Source organism: Celerinatantimonas diazotrophica (assembly GCF_004339545.1).
In the GTDB taxonomy this organism is placed as follows: domain Bacteria; phylum Pseudomonadota; class Gammaproteobacteria; order Enterobacterales; family Celerinatantimonadaceae; genus Celerinatantimonas; species Celerinatantimonas diazotrophica.
Genome location: NZ_SMGD01000012.1, coordinates 255,126 through 276,140 on the forward strand (window position 1 = coordinate 255,126; position 21,015 = coordinate 276,140).

The 21,015-nt window shown below is 44.8% G+C and carries 15 protein-coding genes; 5 read left to right on the forward strand and 10 right to left on the reverse strand.

The annotated features are described in order from the left end of the window. The first annotated feature begins 61 nt into the window (after window positions 1-61). Together EV690_RS07455 and EV690_RS07460 are read left to right on the forward strand one after the other, a co-directional pair. Window positions 62-1,918 carry an ATP-binding protein gene (locus EV690_RS07455; protein WP_131912368.1) on the forward strand — a complete coding sequence of 619 codons (1,857 nt, stop codon included), beginning with the start codon at window positions 62-64 and terminating at the stop codon, window positions 1,916-1,918. Then, entirely contained in the window at window positions 1,911-3,245 is a 1,335-nt protein-coding gene (locus EV690_RS07460) for a sigma-54-dependent transcriptional regulator (RefSeq protein ID WP_131912369.1), read from the forward strand. The genes EV690_RS07455 and EV690_RS07460 overlap by 8 nt, the downstream gene beginning before the upstream one ends. A gap of 58 nt (window positions 3,246-3,303) precedes the next feature. On the opposite strand, the gene EV690_RS07465 is transcribed toward EV690_RS07460, so the two are convergent. Both EV690_RS07465 and EV690_RS07470 read right to left on the reverse strand, forming a co-directional pair. Then, window positions 3,304-4,482 (reverse strand): 5-methyltetrahydropteroyltriglutamate--homocysteine S-methyltransferase, encoded by a 1,179-nt coding sequence (locus tag EV690_RS07465; protein WP_131912370.1) that lies wholly within the window; start codon window positions 4,480-4,482, stop codon window positions 3,304-3,306. Between the two features lie 132 nt (window positions 4,483-4,614). Continuing rightward, window positions 4,615-5,391 (reverse strand): helix-turn-helix transcriptional regulator, encoded by a 777-nt coding sequence (locus EV690_RS07470; protein ID WP_131912371.1) that lies wholly within the window; start codon window positions 5,389-5,391, stop codon window positions 4,615-4,617. 101 nt (window positions 5,392-5,492) lie between these two features. Between EV690_RS07470 and EV690_RS07475 the strand changes: the two genes are divergently transcribed. Then, entirely contained in the window at window positions 5,493-6,254 is a 762-nt protein-coding gene (locus EV690_RS07475; protein WP_131912372.1) for a class I SAM-dependent methyltransferase, read from the forward strand. Between the two features lie 10 nt (window positions 6,255-6,264). Here the strand turns inward: EV690_RS07475 and EV690_RS07480 are convergent, their stop codons facing one another. The 5 genes from EV690_RS07480 to EV690_RS07500 all read right to left on the reverse strand — a co-directional run bounded on the left by EV690_RS07480 (window position 6,265) and on the right by EV690_RS07500 (window position 13,970). Continuing rightward, the gene (locus EV690_RS07480) at window positions 6,265-6,963 is read right to left on the reverse strand and encodes a dienelactone hydrolase family protein (RefSeq protein WP_131912373.1); all 699 of its coding nucleotides are present in this window, start codon (window positions 6,961-6,963) and stop codon (window positions 6,265-6,267) included. 423 nt (window positions 6,964-7,386) lie between these two features. Next, the gene (locus EV690_RS07485; protein ID WP_131912374.1) at window positions 7,387-7,872 is read right to left on the reverse strand and encodes a superoxide dismutase family protein; all 486 of its coding nucleotides are present in this window, start codon (window positions 7,870-7,872) and stop codon (window positions 7,387-7,389) included. 706 nt (window positions 7,873-8,578) lie between these two features. Further along, on the reverse strand, window positions 8,579-10,162 hold the full coding sequence (locus EV690_RS07490; protein WP_317986179.1) for a glucan biosynthesis protein G: 1,584 nt from the start codon (window positions 10,160-10,162) through the stop codon (window positions 8,579-8,581). A 244-nt stretch (window positions 10,163-10,406) separates the two neighbouring features. Then, entirely contained in the window at window positions 10,407-11,690 is a 1,284-nt protein-coding gene (locus EV690_RS07495; protein ID WP_131912375.1) for an MFS transporter, read from the reverse strand. 417 nt (window positions 11,691-12,107) lie between these two features. After that, window positions 12,108-13,970 (reverse strand): bifunctional diguanylate cyclase/phosphodiesterase, encoded by a 1,863-nt coding sequence (locus tag EV690_RS07500; RefSeq protein WP_131912376.1) that lies wholly within the window; start codon window positions 13,968-13,970, stop codon window positions 12,108-12,110. Between the two features lie 311 nt (window positions 13,971-14,281). On the opposite strand from EV690_RS07500, the gene EV690_RS07505 reads away from it, so the two are divergent. Together EV690_RS07505 and EV690_RS07510 are read left to right on the forward strand one after the other, a co-directional pair. After that, window positions 14,282-15,298: a lipoate--protein ligase gene (locus tag EV690_RS07505; protein WP_131912377.1), complete on the forward strand. Its 1,017-nt coding sequence runs from the start codon at window positions 14,282-14,284 to the stop codon at window positions 15,296-15,298. 165 nt (window positions 15,299-15,463) lie between these two features. Next, window positions 15,464-16,939 carry a potassium transporter TrkG gene (locus EV690_RS07510; protein WP_131912378.1) on the forward strand — a complete coding sequence of 492 codons (1,476 nt, stop codon included), beginning with the start codon at window positions 15,464-15,466 and terminating at the stop codon, window positions 16,937-16,939. An 88-nt stretch (window positions 16,940-17,027) separates the two neighbouring features. On the opposite strand, the gene galK is transcribed toward EV690_RS07510, so the two are convergent. From galK to galE, 3 genes are read right to left on the reverse strand one after another with little or no spacing between them, the layout of a single operon-like run. Beyond that, the gene (gene galK, locus EV690_RS07515; RefSeq protein WP_131912379.1) at window positions 17,028-18,188 is read right to left on the reverse strand and encodes a galactokinase; all 1,161 of its coding nucleotides are present in this window, start codon (window positions 18,186-18,188) and stop codon (window positions 17,028-17,030) included. Between the two features lie 12 nt (window positions 18,189-18,200). Then, window positions 18,201-19,244, reverse strand: a complete 1,044-nt coding sequence (locus EV690_RS07520) for a UDP-glucose--hexose-1-phosphate uridylyltransferase (protein WP_131912380.1) — start codon at window positions 19,242-19,244, stop codon at window positions 18,201-18,203. 13 nt (window positions 19,245-19,257) lie between these two features. Continuing rightward, a complete protein-coding gene (gene galE, locus EV690_RS07525) occupies window positions 19,258-20,280 on the reverse strand; it encodes a UDP-glucose 4-epimerase GalE (RefSeq protein WP_131912381.1) in 1,023 nt (340 codons plus the stop codon). Window positions 20,281-21,015: the final 735 nt, after the last annotated feature.

Consider the following 21,015-nt stretch of genomic DNA (forward strand, 5'->3'; position numbering starts at 1 on the left):
GAATGGATTGGCTCAGTTCAGTGACTTTTTTAATTAATTTTGTTCAAGGTGAAAACCACTCGTGCAAGCTCGTCATTTGTTCGCCAAGTTCTTCCGTTCTGACACCCGGTTTTTAGTTTTAATCGCGATTTTAGTGACAAGTTCAATCGGCTGGATCTGTTATGAATATACAACTCATAACCAGCTGAGTGAGTTAGAACAACGTCAGCTCTCATTTTTGAATTTGTTTCAACAGAATATCCATCAGCAGATTAATAAATATGGGTTGTTGCCGTTGTATCTGAGCCATGATAAGCGGGTGATGGAAACCTTGAATGCCCCATTAACAGCCGCCAGACAAAAATCTCTCAACCGTTATCTAGAGCATCTTAATCAAGCCGTGGGCGCAATTGCCAGTTACATTATGAATGACAAAGGCGTTGTGATCGCAGCCAGTAATAGTCAGCAGAGAGACAGTTTTGTGGGGCGGGATCTCTCGTACCGTCCCTATTTTCGAACGGCTCAGGATAATCAGGTCAACGGTTATTATGGTATCGGGACGACCAGTGCGCGGCCAGGTTATTTTTTGACCACCGCGATTATGCGTGATGGCCAGCGACTGGGGGTGGCGGTCACCAAGGTTAGTTTAAATAGCTTTAAGCAAGATAGCTTCCATGGTCAGCATCCGGTGTTACTCACTGACCGCTATGGCGTCGTGGTTATTTCGTCGCTAAAACACTGGCAGTATCGTTCTTTAAAACCTCTGTCTGAATCGGTATTAAAAAAGTTAAATCAAACGCAACGTTATGATCATCGCGTTCTACAAAGCCTCCACTGGCAGACACTACAAACTTTAAATCAGACGGCCGAGATGGTCGCGATTAGCATTGATGGGCATCGACAGAGTTATTTAGCGGTATCGCGTTATATGCCGAAATTGCGCATGACTCTCACTGTTTTAACCAGTGCCAACAGTGTTCACTCGCTCGCTTATAGTCGTTCGTTCGCCGTTGGGACGTTATCGGCCGTGCTCTTTTTAGTTTGGCTCTCATTGGTGCTGCGCCATAAGGCACTGACTATTCGTCGTCAGTCGCAATTCGCGTTAGAAGAGCTGAATACTCATCTTGAAGAAAAGGTAGCAAAACGCAGCTCGCAACTGAGAGAGACGATTGCAAAATTACGAGCTGAAATTGATGAAAAGAATAAAGCCTTCGAGCAACTAAAAGGGTTTCAGAAAGAGCTTATTCGGACAGAAAATCATGCGGTTATCGGTCAGCTTTCGGCGGGGATTGCCCATGAAATTAACCAGCCACTGGCAGCATTAAGTACGCTCTCGGGGAATACTGAACGATTTTTAGAGCAGGGGGATGTCGAAAATGTCAAATCAAACCTACAGCGGATCTCTTCTCTTGTGGACCGACTCGCCAAATTAACGACGCAGTTACGGAATTTTTCTCGTCGCGGTGATGATCATCTTTCGGTCATTGATATTGATAGTTGTATTGATGGTGCCTTACAGCTTTTAAATTACCAGATTCGCAAAGCGCAGGTTCAGGTGGCCTGCTATGCACCCGCTAAACCTTTGTATACACGTGCTAATGCTGTGCAACTTGAACAAGTCTTAGTCAACCTCATCAGTAATGCGGTTGATGCATTAGAGAATAATGAGAAAAAACTGATTGATATCTATTGGTATTCAAATACTCATCGTATTTGCATTCAGATTTATGATAACGGAGTTGGGTTAACTGATGCAGTGAAGAAACATTTGTTCGAACCGTTTTTTACAACCAAGAAAAATACGGGGTTGGGTTTGGGCTTAGCGCTATCAGCCAGCATTATTCGCCATTTTGACGGTAAATTGTTGGCTGAAAGTCAAAATCCCGGGAGCTGTTTTACTATTGAACTGCCAGTACTGACAGGTGATAAATATGAGTGAAAAACAACAAGTCATTGTCATTGAGGACGATGAAGATGTCTGTTTCGGCTGTGTCCAGACACTCAAATTAGAGGGGATTGATGCGATCGGGGTCGATGCGGTTGAAAAGCTACAATCGTTGGATGTACGAGAGTTTCATGGTGTGATTGTCACTGATATCTGGCTGCCGGGGATGAGTGGCTTGGATTACTTACAGCAGTTGATGGGGGACGACCCGGAGCTGCCAGTGATCTTGATTACCGGCCATGGCAACATTGAAACAGCGGTGCAGGCGATGCGTGATGGTGCGTATGATTTTATCGAGAAACCATTTAAGCCAGAGCAATTGGTGGCCGTTATTCATCGTGCGCTGGATAAACGGCAATTGGTGATGAAAGTTCGCTCATTACGCCATCAGCTGAATCAGTCCAAAGGGTTAGAAAGTCGCATCATTGGTGGTTCCGATGCCATTGTCCAGTTGCGTAAAACGATCAAGCAGGTTGCCCCATTACCAACCAATATCATGTTACTCGGTGAAACAGGTACCGGAAAAGATTTAGTCGCGAATTGTCTGCATGAACTGAGTGGTCGCAGTGGCGAATTTGTCCCATTAAACTGTGGTGGTTTGCCTGAGAGTTTGTTTGAAAGTGAAGTGTTTGGTCACGAGCCAGGGGCTTTTTCTGGGGCAACCAAGCGGCGTATCGGTAAAATTGAATATGCCAATAAAGGCACGCTGTTTCTTGATGAAATCGAAAGTATGCCAATGCAGATGCAGGTGAAGTTTTTACGGGTCTTACAAGACCAAAAAGTGGAACGACTCGGCGATAATCAACCGCGCAGTGTCGATTTTCGAACAGTTGCCGCGACTAAAGCCAACTTGGCTGAAATGGCTGAGCGGGGTGAGTTTCGTGCCGATCTCAATTTTCGCTTGAATGTTGTGACGCTTATCATCCCGCCGCTTCGGGAGAGACGCGAAGATATTCCCCTTTTATTTGCTAAGTTTACTCAGGAGATGAGCGAGCGCTTAGCAAGCCCGGTACCTGAAGTTGATTCGCAACTTATGCACAAATTGATGACACACGAGTGGCCGGGTAATGTTCGAGAATTGCGTAATGTGGCCGAACGATTTGTGCTGGGATTAAATGTGGCCGACTTTGCCAATGAAAGGGAATATAATTTAGACGACTACATTGCCAGTTTTGAAAAAACGCTGATCATTGATGAATTACGCCGCCATGACGGTAATATTTCGCAATCAGCACAAGTGTTAGGGATCCCGAAAACAACTCTTTATAGTCGAATCCGTAAATTGGGGATTGAGCCCCGTAAGCTCAAAATCCCCGATTAATTTTTTAGCCAAGAGTGGCTGTCAGTGTGGCAGGTCTAGTGTTTGGCCTGCTATTTTTTTATGCCCAAACACGTTGAGCCACTTCACGAACCAACGCAATTTTATCCCATTGTTGTTGCTCGCTCAGAGCATTGCCTTCTTCGGTTGAAGCAAAGCCACATTGAGTACTTAAATAGAGCCGCTCGAGAGGAATATACTGGGTGGCTTCTTGAATGCGCGCGATAATCGCATCTGCATCTTCCAGTTTCGGAGTTTTAGAGCTAATCAGACCTAACACGACTTTTTTGTCGCCAGTGATTTCGGCGAGCGGGGAGAAATCACCCGCGCGGTCGGTATCAAATTCAAGATAGTATGCGTTCACATTTTCGCGGCCAAACAGCGTGTTCGCCACGGGGCCATACCCACCACTTGCGGCCCAAGTTGAGCGATAGTTACCACGACAGACATGCGTATTGATCACTAATCCCGAAGGCGCGTTGGCAATGGCTGCATTATTCACTTTGAGATATTTTTCAGCGGTATCAGCAATACTGGCCGTTTGCTCTAAGGTTGTGTGAGTATGGCCACAGCTGCAAACTTCGTCTGGTGATGGTGTATCGGCAGCACCTCTGGAGGCAAATTTAGGGTCGGCTAGCATGCCCCAAGTGCAATCGTCGAGCTGTAAGTTGCGACAACCGGCATGGTAAAGTTCTTGAATAAAAGTGTGATAAGCTTCTGCAATGTCGTGAATTAGTTCATCGCTGTTTGGATAAATTTGTCGAGTTTTTCTAATATTATCCGCTCGTTCGAGCTCTGCTAAAAATTGCGCGGGTGCCGGAATTGTCAGTCGTGGCAGGTGCGAGGGGCCCGCTAAATTAGCTAAAAATTTAAAATGCTCGATAAATGGATGATTTTCACCATTGATTTTGCCTGTTAATTCAGCACTCTCTGGACGTGTTTCAACATCAGCAAAAATATAGCCTTTGGGGATGGTCTTTTTCACTACACCGTTGAGTCCCCACATGAAATCTAGATGCCACCAACTGCGACGGTATTCCCCATCGGTAATACCGATTAGGCCGGCTGCTTTTTGTTTCTCTACCAGCTCGGTAATCGCTTTATCTTCGATGGCGGTTAATTGTTCGGCATCGATTTGCCCATTGGCAAATTGGCGACGAGCATCGTGCAGGTATTGAGGTCGTAAAAAACTGCCAACGATATCGGCATTAAATGGGGCGTGAAGTGGTGCTTGCGACATAGTGAGTTCCTTAAAAAGCAATGCTGTTTTTATTGAATTCATATAGATTAGCATGGACGTTTAGACGTCCACATGAAAAGAATTCATGTTGTAACATTAAATGAGCTATTTATTTTTAATGCTGAATAGACGTCACACTATTGGCTGCAGGCATACTAGTTTTAGGTCGCTATCGGCACTGACCTGTAAATTGATCTGTTGAAACTGACAATTACCAAGCGTTGGATGGTTAAAATAGCGGATACCACCATCGCGATAGCGGGCATGATGGGTTTGCCATAGCGATGAGAATTGCGGACTTTGGCTCACTAGCTGTTGAACAAACAAAACCATCTTTTCGGTGTCACTATGATGAGCATATTCAGGGCGAAACTCAGCCACTAGACGCTGTGCGCGCGCTGACCAGTTGGGAATTAGCATTTGAGCGGCTGGGTTTAAAAAAGTATAGCGTAGCAGATTGCGATCCCCGTGTGGTTGATCCAGCCAGCCGATAAATAGCTGCGCTGCTTTGGCATTCCAGCTTAATGCATTCCAGTATGAGTCCAGCAGATAACAGGGGCCGTTAAACTGTTCTGGCAGTTTTAAAATCGCTTCGTCAATAGGTTGCAGAGGCGCATTTTGCTGATCCGGATAAGGGTCATATTTACCCGCTAATTCAAATAAAGTCGCTCGTTCAGCCGCGTTTAGTTGAAGTACTTGGGCGAGTCGAGCCAACACGGAAACAGAGGCTGTGTGGCTGCGACCTTGTTCTAATCGGGTTAGCCAGTTCGTACTTAACCCCGCGGCTTCGGCTAGTTCTTCGCGACGATAACCGGGCGTGCGTCGACGGGCGCTCTGAGCCTCTGGTGGCGTAAGTTGCTCTCGGTGAGCGCGGATAAATTGCCCCAATAAATTTTGCTCCGTTAGCATGGTAGCTTTTATCCCCCTATATTTTCTCTACTTGTTACTCGATGCCGCTATTTACACAATAGCTATGTGTATTTTACCAATGGATCGCTAAGGAACAGATCATGAGCGAAAATTCTCATCAAACGTTAGTGCAAACGCAGTTTGATCGACAGGCAAGTGCCTATTTAAATAGTACTGTCCATGCTAAAGGTAACGATTTGTTACTATTAAAACAACAAATCGATGGTAATCCTCAGGCGCAAATTTTGGATCTTGGATGTGGCGGCGGCCATGTTAGTTTTGCTCTGGCTCCTCTTGTGAAACACGTAAGTGCCTATGATATTTCAAAGCCGATGCTGGCCGTTGTTGCCCAACAAGCCAGTCAACGAGGCCTAACCAACATTGATGTCTGTCAGGGCGATGTAGCGAGTTTACCGTTTGCCGAGAATCGTTTTGATTTTGTGGTGAGCCGCTATAGTGCTCATCACTGGGTTTCGTGGGAAACGGCATTGAGTGAGATGCGTCGCGTGCTTAAACCTACAGGTAAGCTGATAATCATTGATGTGATTTCGTGTGACAATCCGCTGCTGGATAGTTTTTTACAAACTATCGAGATGATTCGAGATCCATCGCATGTGCGTAATTTCTCTCTGTCGCAGTGGCTCGAAGGCTTATCCAGACAAGGATTTCAGTTAGAAGCCTGTCAGCAGTTTGGACTATTTTTGGAGTTTCAAGCGTGGATTGAGCGAATGCAGCCACCCGATGAACATGTTGCGACAATTCACTCTTTAATGGGGTTGGCTGGGGAACAAGTTCGATCTTATTTCGGTATTGATGCCGACGGCAACTTTACGCTGCAATCGGCATTTATTGTGGCTCATTAAATGCTGGGTTTTAGAAGCAGAGCTGTTTGGCTAAAAACGCCAAAGAGCGGCCCTGTGCCAATGCGGCGGATGGCTGATGATACATGCCTGGTCGACCCCAACAGTTAAAACCATGACCCGCATCGGAATAATCGTAAAAAGTTGCATTGTCGTGTTCGGCAAATGCACTTTTTATTTTAGCAACATCACTTTGTGGGATGTGATCATCATGTTCACCATGATGAAAAATAACCGGCTGCGTTAAGTTTTGGGCTTGATCTAAATAATTACTGATGCCGCCGCCATAGTAACAAACTGCGGCATTGACATCGGATGCAGCTGCGGTGAGGTAGGCCAGTTTACCGCCAAGGCAATAACCGATTATTCCCACTTTGTCGGTGACTTCGGGGCGATTCTTTAAGACATCAACGGCGACACAAAGATCTTTGACGGCCTGCGCTACATCGAGTTTTGAATTGCACTCAAAGGCTTTTTGCGTTCCCGGTTCGTCATAATTGAGATCGAGCATTGGGCTTAGACGAAAGAATACATCTGGGCAGAGCACGACAAAGCCTGCTTGTGCATAACTGTCGGCTACGGCGCGAATATGGGCGTTGACTCCCCAGATCTCCTGAATCAATACCAGGCCTGGGCCTTTACCGGCAGGAGGTAAGGATAGATAGCCATTAAAATCTTCATCGCGCAGTAACTTAATCCAATTGGGTTGCATATTGACCTCTCTTGGTGGGTGAATTGTCAGCGATTTTGATTGATAAAACCACTCTCTTATTATTAGCCTTCTATATAAAGGGTCAAGAGGTTGAAAAGTGTTGGGGTTATTTTAAAAATAATCAGGGACTATCGTTGATAATTCTGGATGATTGATGCTAAGTGCATGCAGCATTTGGTTATGATAGCGAACTGAACCCCAATGCCAAAGCGCACACGGTCGACATTATCATCAGCCTTGCCGACGAATGACTGAAGGTCTATGAAACCGAGTATGACCGAGTTGGCCAGGGCCTCTAACTGCGGGAGAATCAATACTGTTTTGTGCAACTAAATCAGGACAGTCTCGGCGTGACAGGCGAATCGGTATTATGTTTAGAGTAATCCCTCGCTTGAGTGCAAGGGATTTGATACAAAAGTTCAATTACTCTTTTTCTAAAATGCCACAACCTATACGGCTACCATTGCTGGCATGGACAACAACGGCATGGCCTAAGTTGTCTTTTCTGTTTAAACCGGAAATGAGTTGGAAACTGCCGTGGGCTTCACCTTTGGAATCAGAAACCCAGTTTGCATTTTTCCAGTAATCGCCGTCAGCTTTTGGTGCATAGTAATGGCCACCGACTTTTTCAGCATCTTTGCAGCTAGTTCCTGAATGAATATGCAGTCCGCCATTGGCATTGGGTTCTAATCCTGTCAGATCATATTCGATCTTGACATAACCATCTTCAAATTCGGCTTCAACATTACCATTTACTTTTGATTGAGTCCCCGGATAGGCACCGATTGCAGCTTCGAGGTCACCACTTGTCGCTACCGTGTCATCTGCGCGAGCAATACCAGAAGTCGCTAGGGCTACTCCAAACACTGAAATAGCCATTAAACTACGGGTTAATCGAAAAGATTGCATCGAGTTCTCTCCTTTTGTCTCTTAATCACAGCTTTTAGCTTCAACCTATTTGATGAGACATCATTCAGTTTACTACTACGCTTATGGATATAAATAAAAGGGTCAGGAGGCGTAAGGAAATCACACATAAGAATCGTTTCTATAGCAGCAATACTTGGTATATTTCCTTACATCAACCTTATGAAGCCAGTCATCATAACAAGTTATGAGAACTGGTTTACATTAATGATATATCTATTAATATTTTTATTAAAGTTTGATGTTGGGTGGCGAAGCCAAGACGTTAGCAAATAGGTGTCATTGATATACTGTATGCTCCTTGTGTAGATCATGCCTAAAGCCTTTTGGCTTAGATGGCGTGTTCAACGCATTAGCCCCTGATTGACTTAGATCTAAGTCAGTTTTCCAATCACTCAGTTGTCCTGATGGCTTCATGTCACTTGGATGGTCTGTAATCGATATTGCGATTTAGAATAGATTTTTTCTTATCGATTTATCCGCAAGAGTTGTACTTGCTATTTAGATTTAGGAACAAGCTTATTAAGAATCCGTTAGTCAATGAAGTTTTGGTACGAAGAGCAGGTCATCGGTGAAGACGCTCTTAGGCGATGGCGGTTAAGAATTTCAAAACTCGGATAAGGTTGCCACGGGCTAGTATTTTAAATGAGATAAAAAACCCCGCCTGGGCGGGGATTATCAATCAAGACTACTGGGTGCGGTTGAGCAAGTAGCTCCATGTTTCGGTCACTGGTTGGCCGTTTTTAGTTAATACGGCGCGCATTTCAACCGGTTTGCTTGGGTCTTTGACTTTAATGCGAAGATCTAAGCGCTGACCTTTGCTGACCGGATTATATTGCAGATGATGGCTGATGAGCTCGGCATTATTGCTGACACTGATTTGGGATTTGAGGGCCGTATGGTTGGCTGCTAATTTGGCTAAATCACCACCGGCAAAATCAACTAAGAATGCCAGTGTCCCATCGGGTTTACGGATTAGGTTGTTCTGATAAATATTGCCTGGCGTGCGCATGGTATTTTGCACATATCCTAGTTTTTGACTACGCAGCCGATTTTCATGGGTACTAAAGTCAATATGATAATCATATTTGAGTAGTTGCCCTGGTTTTGGCATTTTTTCCGGTTCCCAAAAAGCCACAATATTGTCATTGGTTTCATTGGGTGATGAGATCTCAATGAGCGTGACATGGCCTTTTCCCCAATCATTATCTGGTACGATCCAGCCACTTGGGCGACGATCATAACGGTCTTTTAAATCTTCATAGGTATTAAAATCACGACCGCGCTGCAGGAGACCAAAACCTTTTGGATGGTCCAGGGCAAACGAGCTATATGAGACGTGTTGTGGATCGTTGAGCGGATTTTCTAGCGGCCGCCAGATCCATTCTCCTTTACCCGTATGTATGGCTAAACCGTCTGAGTCATGCAGTTGTGGTCGGAAGTTCTGGGTATGCCAGGGTTGATTTGGCCCATATAAGAACATACTGGTCAGTGGGGCAATCCCGAGCCGTTTGACCTGCCGCCGCAGGATAATTCGGCTTTTGACATAAACGCGAGCATCGCCTTTATGCTGATAGTTTGGGTAGATTTTAAATTGATAAGCGCCCGTTGCACTTTTGGAGTTTAATAGTGCATACAAGGTCAGGTGATCATCACCTGCTTTGGGTTTTTCAATCCAATAGCTTTTAAAGCGGGGGAACTCTTCTGGCTGTGCTAATCCGGTGTTAATCGCTAGGCCGCGTGCCGATAAGCCATAAGTTTGGTTAGGGCCGATTACCCGAAAATAGCTTGCCCCGAGAAAGCTGGCTATCTCATCATCCCATTGGTGGTTAGGGTTGAGATGGTAGAGGACTTTAAATCCAGCAAAGCCTAAATTTTTGACCGCTTTGGCATTGTGGTTGACTGAGCCAAATGTAAAATCATCTGCCCGATAAGGAATTTGCGTCACATTTTGCTGATCAATTTGATAGATATTAACGGGACTATCAAACTGCATTCCCTGATGATAAAAAGCTAGCTTAAATGGTAGATTTGCTGCTTTCCAGAGTTCATGGCTGGTTTTGAATTTGATCTGCTGATAATCGGCAAATTGTAGTTTTTTAAACGTCGGCGAGAGATTATTTTGAGGCGGATGATAAGGCTCTGCGGCTAGTTTTTGTGCTTTAGCTGTGACATTCGATAAACCAAAAGCAAAACTATGTTGGGTAAATCCTGCCAATAAGACCAGCATTGTCCATCCACTGGCGCGTTTGAGGGAAAATTCTTGGCTCATAAACGGTTATTGACCTCACTGTGTTGTGATGGGACATTGAATGGGCTCATAGTTGAGCTTAGAACAACAATTGTATAATACATTACTGTGTTGTAAGTTTTTAAGAGTCTAACGAATTTCTGAGCAGATGTGAGTACCCATAAAGGGATATAAATTGGCAGATTTTTAGATAAATGTCAGTAGTTATATACAGATAAGCAGGCGAAGCGCGTACTTCGCCTGTCAGTAAATTTTAAAAAATACGCTAATCACCATACGTTTTGATCGTGCGATAAAAGTACACAGTGACTAACCCCAGTAGCATAATCAGCCAAGAATAGAAGGCCATGCCCCAGTGATCAAAGTGCAATAGTGCTAACAATGCCATTGGAATAACAGCAGAACATACAGAATAGGCAATGTTATAGATAAGCGAGATCCCTGTGACTTTCACTGCGGGTGGGAATAATTTCACCACTATGGCTGGTACGGCACTAATCACGCCGCTGCACAATCCAGCAATGGCATAGCAGATAATCAGTACATTGAGCGAACTGTTCAGTGACCAAGTCAATAGTGTTGTGCCAAATGCCAGCAGTACGCTATACAAAGCAATGGTCCGCCATGGGCCAATCCAGTCGGCAATTTTCCCAGCAATCACACATCCTAAGTTCAGACATAAAATGGCAATGCAACTGACTTCAAAGGTGGTTCCAGCGCTTAAACCGTACTCATTTTGTAAGGTGATTGGGGTGACAACAATGGCCATAATGACCGCCGATGCCAATACTGCGGTTAAAATAGCGCTGGGGATGGCTGCTTGGCGATGGTGTTTTAAAATTTCGCCAAGCGGTAGCCGTTTAGCCAGCTTTTTGTTCTGCTTGAGCTCTAAAAAGACTGGTGTTTCGTTCAACCAACGGCGCAGCCAGACTGAGATAAAGCCAAAGAATCCCCCAACAATAAACGGAATTCGCCAAGCCCACTGTTGTATCTGTTGATCGGTGTAGCGAGTGGTTATGAGTGTTGTAGTTAATGCTGCAAACATGTACCCCAAGGTTAGACCTGCTTGCAATAACCCCAGTGAATAACCCCGGTGCTCTTTGGGCGCGTGCTCAGCAACAAACACCCAAGCATTGGGGACTTCCCCTCCTAAAGCGGCACCTTGGATGAGTCTGGCTAACAGAAGCAATAATGGCGACCAGATCCCGATTTGTGCATAACTGGGTAATAATCCGATCATTAAGCAAGGGATGGCTACGAAGCAAACGGTGAGGTTGAACATATGCTTGCGGCCAATTTTATCTGAAAAGTGCGCAATGAGGATGCCACCTAAAGGGCGAGCCAGATAGCCGACCGAGAATATAGCCATGGTTTCTAATTGGCGCAGCCACTGTGGAATTTCTGGAGGGAAGAAGACATTGGCAATCGTCACTGATAAAAATAAAAAAATAACAAAGTCATAGATTTCCAGAGCTCCTCCCAAAATGGAAAGGATAATCGTTTTGTAATCGCGTAGCGACAGACTGGCGGTCTGGTTTTGTGCAAACATAGTTCCCTAATCACTTCATAACTTCAGAATTAAACTGGGCCTTTTTGTGGCTAGCTGTGGAAGAATTGTCTTCTGAATGCGGCAATTCTTAAAGTGCTATCGCATGATGTATGAGCACTGCTGCGATGATACATGATTTCTGGGGGTCGATGCAGCGGTTGTTTGCAAGGAGTGGTTAAAATGACTTTAAATTGGGATAGCTCAAGTGAATTTAGATGGGTGAACCTAAGGTGCATCGAGTGGCCGGCCAGGTTAGTTATCTGAATAATCTGGCCGTTGGATGACTGAGCAACCTTTTGCATCGTGACGGGCTATCGATATAGCAAAGCTTGGCATTGTCAGCGTTTGCGCGCTGAAAAATCATGAGGACTGACATGGAATAGTCCTATGTTTTGCTCTGCCCAATGGTTCATGTCTTTATAGGGGCATGCCGTTCAATGCTTTGAGTTGTTTTACGATGGCCGGGATCTTGGTGATGATTTCACTTTGAGGCAGTGGTTTGGCAAATAGATAGCCTTGTCCCCAGCTAGCTCCTAACTTGCGTAGATAATGATATTCATGTGATGTTTCGATTCCTTCGACAATGACCTGCATATTGATGCGTTTAGCAAGCAACAGGATCATTTCTACAATTGCCGATTGGCGTTCATTTTCGGTCACGCCACTGACGATGCTGCGATCGAGTTTGATAATATCAAGTGGTAATTGGCGCAGATAAGCCAACGATGAATACCCCGTACCAAAGTCATCTAATGCTACTTTGATCCCATAAGATTGAAAATTTTCGATGATTCCAACTGCCGCATCGATATTTTCCATCACGTCTGATTCGGTTAGCTCAACTTTGATCCGGTGTGGGTCAATGTTGGCACTTTTTAGCTGCTTAGCCAGTTGACTCGGTAGCGAACGTTGATGGAACTGTTTAGCAGAGATGTTAATGCTGAGGCGGAAAGGATCTTGGTGTTGTTGGTTTAGCTCGGGAGATTGGGCTATTTTGATCGCTTTTTCTATCAAAACTTCAGTTAAGGGGACAATCAGCCCGGTTTTTTCTGCAATCTTGATATATTGCCCTGGCGAAATCAACCCTCGTTGAGGATGCTCAATCCGAGTCAAGACTTCGTAACCTCTGATGGTACAAGTATCAAAGTCCACCAATGGCTGTAGATAGGGGACCAGCCAGTCGCGCGCAATGGCTTGGCGAATCCACTGTTCGGTTTCTAACTGGAGTGATTTTCTCTCCCGATAACTATGTTCATAAATTGCACTCGCTTGATGCTTGCCCTGAAGATCGATCAATATTGAGCGAGCTGCGCCAAGAACTTGTTCGGCATTATTGAGCTGGTGGGCTTTAACGTCAATTGCACCAACCTGTGGTGTTATCCATAGGCGTTGATTATCCAGATACAAAGAGCGATCCAGTAGTTGTACCAGCTTGTGGGCGATAGTTGCTAAATGGCTACTATCAAGATGGCGTATTAGCACTATAAATTGGCTCTTATCGATACTGCATAACAGATCATGGGCACTGATTGCTTTGCCGATCCGCTGAATAATCCGTCGAATCAACTTGATGCGGCTTTGGGTCGTGAGCATCATGCTTAGGTCATGCATATTAGCAATCTTAATCACAATACAGCCAAGTGGCTCGTCTTTTTGCACCTCATCATCAAATACATCGGAGAAATAATTGAGATTCATCAATCCGCTGTCGGTATTGAGGTAGTGGCTATCAGTCAGGTCATTGAGTGTTCCCGCCATATGAGTTGGATAACTGCTACGTGGTGAGCCGTTACCAACGCCTCGACATTGGATAAAACGGTAGCCTCCAAGCCGGTCATACATGCGAAACTTGATATCCAGATAGGCTTTTTCTGCACGTAGATATTGAATAAATTCCGTTTTTAAACGCTGCCGATCTTCGCAATGGATAAGTTTAAGTAAGCCTGAGAGGCACTGTTGATATTGTTTATTGAGCATTAGGGTGTTAGGGAGTTTTAAATCACCCGATAACGAAACCTGTCTGGATGAAAGCTCTAATTCCCAGATAGTGACCGCGGCGCCTTGTAAAATAAGCTTCAAACGATCCACATGTCGTTGTTGTTTCTTACGCAGAATTTTTTTTTGTTTGGATAAATGACTCGTTACCTGCATCGCTGTCAGGCTGATCTGTGAGCTTAAATCTAACAGCTCATTGTATGTTTGGGGTAGATTGGTTTGCGCCAATTGATTGAGTTGTTCGTTAAGATTGAACAATCGTTGGCGATAGTATTCATCTTCCATATGGATCTTTGAGTACACGCAGCCGGCTTTAAACTCGGAGCGGATGTGCTCGTTGATATTCTCCCTACATCGGCTCAATCACAAAAGAACCTATTCCCGATAATCGTTCAGCCCTTAGAATGCTATTGGGTATCGATTTTACGTCGATTGTTGAACACACGAGTATCAAAAGTATCAGAATTGAATGTATTGAGAAATAGCTAAAAAGGGTGTTTGTGTCATAGATAAACAAGATATGACTCTAGAGCCGTTTGTGTATACTGTGCTTAATACAAATAATCAACAGCCCCTAGTATTTTATTGGCACTATTATGCATGAATATCGAGTTTTAGTTTCGCAGTCACATGATCCGTGGTTCAACTTAGCCGTGGAAGAATGCATCTTCAGGGCGATGCATAATCAAAAAATTTTGTTCCTCTGGCAAAATGACAATACCGTGGTGATCGGTCAAGCACAGAATCCCTGGAAGGAATGTAATATCCGCAAGATGGATGAAGATGGGGTTAAGCTGGCCCGACGAAGTAGTGGGGGTGGTGCGGTCTTTCATGACTTGGGCAATAGTTGTTTTACGTTCATGGCGCCTAAGCCTGGTTATGATAGGCAAGTTTCAACGCAAATTATCTTAAATGCGCTGCTTTCGCTGGGACTCAGTGTTCAGGCTTCGGGGCGTAATGATTTACAAGTCGAGCTCGAAGGCGGCGAGGTGAGGAAAATATCGGGTTCTGCTTATCGTGAAGCCAAAGATCGCGGTTTTCATCACGGTACGTTATTGCTCAACGCGCAGCTCTCACGACTGGCGGATTATCTTAATCCAGATCCTAAAAAACTGAAAAGCAAAGGGATTCGGTCGGTTCGCTCGCGGGTGATGAATTTATGCCAAATCAATCCACAACTGAATCATGAACGTATCTCGCAGCAGATCCGCTATGCCTTTGAACAGTATTATCAATGTGGTCCGATTGAACCTGAGATTATCTCTAAAGACAGTTTTCCTGATTTACCTGGATTTGCCGAGCGCTTTGCACTGCAAAGCAGTTGGGACTGGAATTATGGCAAAGCACCTGAGTTTAGCCATTATTTAAATGAACGGTTCGATTGGGGCAGTATCGAATTACATTTTGATGTTAAAAAAGGGCATTTAGAGCAGGTCAAAATTTTTACTGATAGTTTAAATCCTAAACCATTACTGGCGCTAGAAGCGTGTTTAGTGGGGCAACCATATCAAGGTGAGGTGTTACAGCAGAAGATTTTAACCGCGCCAGAGCCCATCCTTAGCGATCCCCAATGTCAAGATGTTGCATATTGGTTAGTAAATCAGCTGAGATAAAAAGCTTCGCAATTTAGTCGAACAGTGGCATGATCGGCGCGTTGTAGGTGGGTGACATCGACTATATATCATTTTTTAATTTGTTAGGCGTTCTTCCATGCAAGAACATTCAAGCTGGTTTCCTTAGCTTTCGAGCCTAATTATTAGACTAGTGAAGACCGCACCATGATTAAAAATGCGAAGTATTACGAAGGTCGTTTTTCAGCAATCTTCTATATCTGTAGTTATTTGATATTTTTGTTTAGCTTATCATTAATTATCCCGATTATTTTATGCATTATCTATAAAGAACGTGATATCACGGCCTTTCTCATCACGTTTGCCATTACTTTCTCTATCGGTTTTTTTGGTCGATTGACCAAGCGTAGCACTGATATTCGCTTGCGAGGGCGTGATGGTTTTTTAGTTGTCGTTATCTTTTGGGTGCTTTTTTCACTGATGAGCGCCATGCCCTTTTTGCTGGATCAGCATCTGCATTTTTCAGCTGCAGACGCTATTTTTGAGGGGGTTTCGGGGATCACGACCACAGGTGCTTCGGTCATCAGTCAGGTCGATGGCACTGCCAAAGCCATATTGTACTACCGCGCGCAGCTTAATTTCCTCGGTGGGTTAGGGATTATCGTCTTAGCGACAGCGATTTTTAGTTCACTAGGGATCGGGGGATCGAAAGTTTATCTATCGGAAACACCTGGCCCGTTAAAAGAAGATAAACTGACGCCGAAATTGACCGATACTGCCAAACACCTCTGGTTTATTTACGTCGCATTAGCAATCGTTTGTGCATTGTCGTTCTATGCTGCAGGAATGAATGCGTTCGATGCTATCTGTCATAGTTTGGCTACAGTGGCACTGGGGGGATTTTCAACGCATAGTGCCAGTTTGGGCTATTACCACAGCTCTGCAATTGAGATGGTCGGTGGTGTCTTCTCACTACTAGCCGGGGTGAATTTTGCGTTGTATTTTCTGGCGGTTAACCGACGCAGCTTGAAGGCTATTTGGCAGGACGCAGAGTTTCGTTTCTATATCTCAGTGGCGCTGTCCGTTGCGGCATTTACGATTTTGTCGTTGTATTTAACTCACACCTACGATTTTAAAGACGCATTTGTGCATGGCTTTTTCCAAAGTGCTTCGATGATGACCGATAATGGGTTAATGACCAATAATATCGATAAATGGCCCACGTATGTGATGATTCTGTTGTTAGCGAGCAGCTTCTTTGGCGGCTGTGTTGGCTCAACCTGCGGGGGAATTAAAGCGATTCGATTCCTGATCTTGTATAAACGCAGCGATCTGGAATTGCGTCAGTTGATTAATCCACGGGCGATTTATCTGATTAAACTCGACAATAACCGGGTCTCTGAGCGGGTGATTAACTCTGTATATGGTTTGTTTTTTGTTTATATGATGTTTGCCGGCATTTTTATTTGGATTATGTTGGCATTAGGGTATGACATCAAAAGCGCTTTTGGGACAGTTGCGGCCTGTATGAATAATATGGGGATCGGTTATGGTGTCACTGGTGAGACGTTTGGAACTTTGTCAAATACAGCCAAATGGGTGATGTCTGCGGCCATGTTATTTGGTCGACTGGAAATTTTCCCTATTCTGATCGTCTTTTCCCGTAGTTTTTGGCAGCCATAATCAAAAAGAAGGGAAGCGTTTCGCTTCCCTGAAATGAGGCTTGTTACGTTTTATTTATCGCTTGCTATGCTTTATTTTGTTTGTTGTTTTAGTTAACTCTTCCGGCTCCATCCGAGGGTACACACACATAGATGGTGGGTTTCAGACCACTAACCTTAGGGTACTGGCTTTCAACTGCTTGACAAACTTGGTCGGTCAGCGAGTGGGGAACTAAGGCTACAACGCAACCGCCAAAACCGCCGCCAGTCATGCGCACACCTCCTTGGTCACCAATCTCTTTTTTGATAATTTCGACTAGATGATCAATCGCTGGGACGGTGATTTCAAAGTCATCGCGCATGGATACATGAGAGGCGGCCATGAGTTCGCCCATTGCTTTGAGATCGCCGGCTTTTAACGCCTCACATGCTTTGAGTGTCCGCTCATTTTCACTAATCACATGGCGTGCACGTTTAGCAACAACAGCGTCAAGTTGCTCGGCGCGCGCTTCGAACTGTTCCATTGTTAGATCACGAAGTGCTTTCACTTGAAAAAAGTGGGCGGCATTCTCACATTGGGTACGCCGAGTGTTGTATTCACTATCGACTAGTCCACGTTGCACATTGGAATTGACAATCACTACATCAACACCATCAGGCATGGTTACCGCTTCGGTTTGCAGTGATCGGCAATCAATGAGTAGCGCTTTACCTGCTTCGCCAAGGGCTGAGATAAACTGATCCATAATGCCACAATTACAGCCGACAAAATGGTTCTCTGCTTGTTGGCCGTTTAAAGCATTGGTTTTACCATCGAGATCTAAGTCAAACAGTTGCTTAAATGTTTCCCCAACAGCGACTTCTAACGATGCGGATGAACTGAGTCCCGCGCCTTGAGGGACGTTTCCACTGATGACCAGCTCAGCGCCCGTTAATTGATAACCACGTTCACATAAATATTTCACTACACCGCGAACATAGTTGGCCCAAAGATAATCGGGATGGCGATGCAATTTGGCACTGGGTTCAAAACTATCCATCTGATTGTCATAATCAGCGGCAACGACTTTGATCAGATTATCTGAGCGTTTAGCCGCACTGATGACGGTTTGATAGTCAATTGCACAAGGTAGCACAAAGCCATCATTATAGTCGGTATGCTCACCAATCAGATTCACGCGGGCTGGGGCTTGAACGTTCAGTTCACTTGGATGTCCAAATTGGTCAGCGAAAGTTCGTTCTGTGATATCAATTAGGTCCTGAATAGCCATTGAAAATTCCTCTTATAATTTTTCGCTATAGTGGATATCGCTTAATTCTCGTAATCGCCCAGCGGCTTGCTCGGCGGTTAGATCTCGTTGGCTTTCGGCCAGCATTTCATAGCCCACCATAAATTTACGAACGCTAGCAGAACGCAGCAGTGGCGGATAAAAGTGGGCGTGTAACTGCCAAGGGGCTGGATCGGTATTGTTAAATGGTGCGCCGTGCCATCCCATTGAATAGGGAAATGAGCACTGAAACAGGTTGTCATACCGACAAGTCAGCTGTTTTAAGATCTGCGCTAAACTATCGCGTTGTACATCGGTTAATTGGGGCAGTTGCTGGACTTTAAATTTAGGCAGCAATAATGTCTCAAACGGCCAGGCGGCCCAATAGGGAACGACGACTAGCCAGTACTCATTCTCACAGACGGTTCGTTCACCTGACTGGGTTTCTTTTTGCGCGTAATCCAGTAGTAGCGGATGAGCGTATTGGGCAAAGTACTCGTGCTGATGATGATCTTCAGTGGCGGCTTCATTGGGCAAAAAACTATTGGCCCAGACCTGTCCATGTGGATGTGGATTAGAACATCCCATCATAGCGCCTTTGTTTTCGAATACTTGAACCCAAGGATAAGTTTGGCCCAGTTCTGCGGTTTGCTCTGCCCAAGTGTCGATGACACCACGAATGGCTTGTAATGAAAGTTGTGGCAGAGTTTTACTGTGATCGGGCGAAAAACAGATCACTCGACTTAGCCCACGAGCGCTGGATGCACGAAACAATGGATCGTTATGCTCTGGAACATCAGGCGTGTCAGCCTGTAAGGCAGCAAAATCATTACCGAATACATAAGTGCTTGTATAATTCGGGTTTTGTTCCCCTGTAATACGGGAGTTGCCCGGACATAGATAACAATCTGGATCGTGGCTGGGGCGAGTGCTGCGATCGGGTTCATCTTGTTGTCCCTGCCAAGGGCGTTTGGCCCGATGAGGCGAGACTAAAATCCATTGCCCTGTTAGTGGGTTGTAACGGCGATGAGGATGTTCTGATGGATCAAATGGTTGCATGACTACCTCGTGCTTAAACTTCTGGATAACCGTTCGGATTGTTCGATTGCCAGCGCCAGCTATCTGCAGCCATTTGCTCAATTCCGCGACTCGCTTGCCAGTTCAGTTGCGCTTTGGCTTTACTGGCATCAGACCAGCATTCGGCAATATCGCCGGCACGGCGTGGGCAGATTTGATAAGCAATTTTTTTCCCACAGGCTTTTTCAAATGCGTTGATAACCTGTAGCACGCTATACCCTTGTCCGGTCCCTAAATTGTAGATGTGTACGCCTGATTCACTGAGCTTATGTTCTAGTGCTGCAACGTGTCCGTCGGCTAAATCCATGACATGAATATAATCGCGAACGCCGGTACCATCTGGCGTTGGGTAATCATTGCCGAAGACGGATAAATATTCACGCCGACCAATCGCAACTTGCGCAATATAGGGGGCAAGGTTATTTGGGATCCCTTGAGGGTCTTCCCCCATAGTGCCACTTGGATGGGCTCCAATTGGATTAAAATAGCGTAATAGTGTGGTGGACCATTGTGGATCAGCATGCGTTAGATCTTTTAAGATCCGCTCGATGACTAACTTTGACTGACCGTATGGATTGGTTGCATTGAGTGTGGGAAAATCTTCGCGAATCGGCATTGATTCAGGTTCACCGTAGACTGTTGCTGACGAACTAAAAATGATCTTTTTCACGTTCGCTTGCTGCATCACTTGCAGTAATGACAGGGTGCCGGCGACATTGTTTTGGTAATATTCAACGGGTTTTGCAACCGATTCGCCGACAGCTTTCAAGCCGGCAAAGTGGATCACACCGTCAATATCATGCTTGGCAAATACTTTTTCCAGCTGAGCTTGGTTGCGAATATCTCCTTGATAAACAAGCGGGGCTTGTCCTGCAAGGCTAGTGATCCGTTCGATAACACTGGGCTTACTGTTGCAGAAGTTATCAAAGATAATTGGCGTATAGCCTGCTGCTATCATCTGGATACAGGTATGGCTGCCAATATAACCTGCTCCGCCTGTTACCAATATATTTTTCATGTTTAAAACACCTATCAGCTATGAAGTGTAAACGTTTACATGATACTATTATAATGTATAGCGTTTTTAACGGAAGAGGGAAATGCCAACTTATTAAAGCGTGATTGATCTCTCATAAAATTCTCTCTTTGTCTGTGCACTCCAGCTAGATTATTGGTTCTTGAGCCAAAGTGTAAGCTCTGATTTTTAATTGTCTGATGTTCGGCTAAAAATAATGGACCTTTGTTACGTGGTTTGTGGGTATGATCCATTGCCTAGGGACTGTTGACCTTTGGTGGTTGAATTTTGTTCAAAATGCGTTTAAATGAACCCCAAGGGCAGTATCTGAGAGGAATGTATCCAGCGTTAAACGTTCTTTGTGGAGAATAACTACACGGCACAACGTTTGCCTTGCCTAAATTCCTCTCAGATTTCTGCAAAACTAATCACGAAAGGTCAACAGTCCCTAGCGATTATCCCCGTCAAATACAATGGTGAATTCCGCTTTGACTGTGGTTGTCGTGACTTCACTTAGCTGGCTTAACATGACTCCGTTCGGAGTAACTTCTGGCCGATTTGGATATGAATATGCCAAACATAGTGCTTTCCTACATCATGTCATCATTAAAAGAATCGTTATTTAGCTGTTGGCTATTTTGTTTTGGCGGTCGAAGCGGGTTCTACGCGTTGAGATCCATACTGGCTATGCCTAAAGTCGTGTGCGTGGATGTCGCATGAAAACAATCTGGTGCAGCT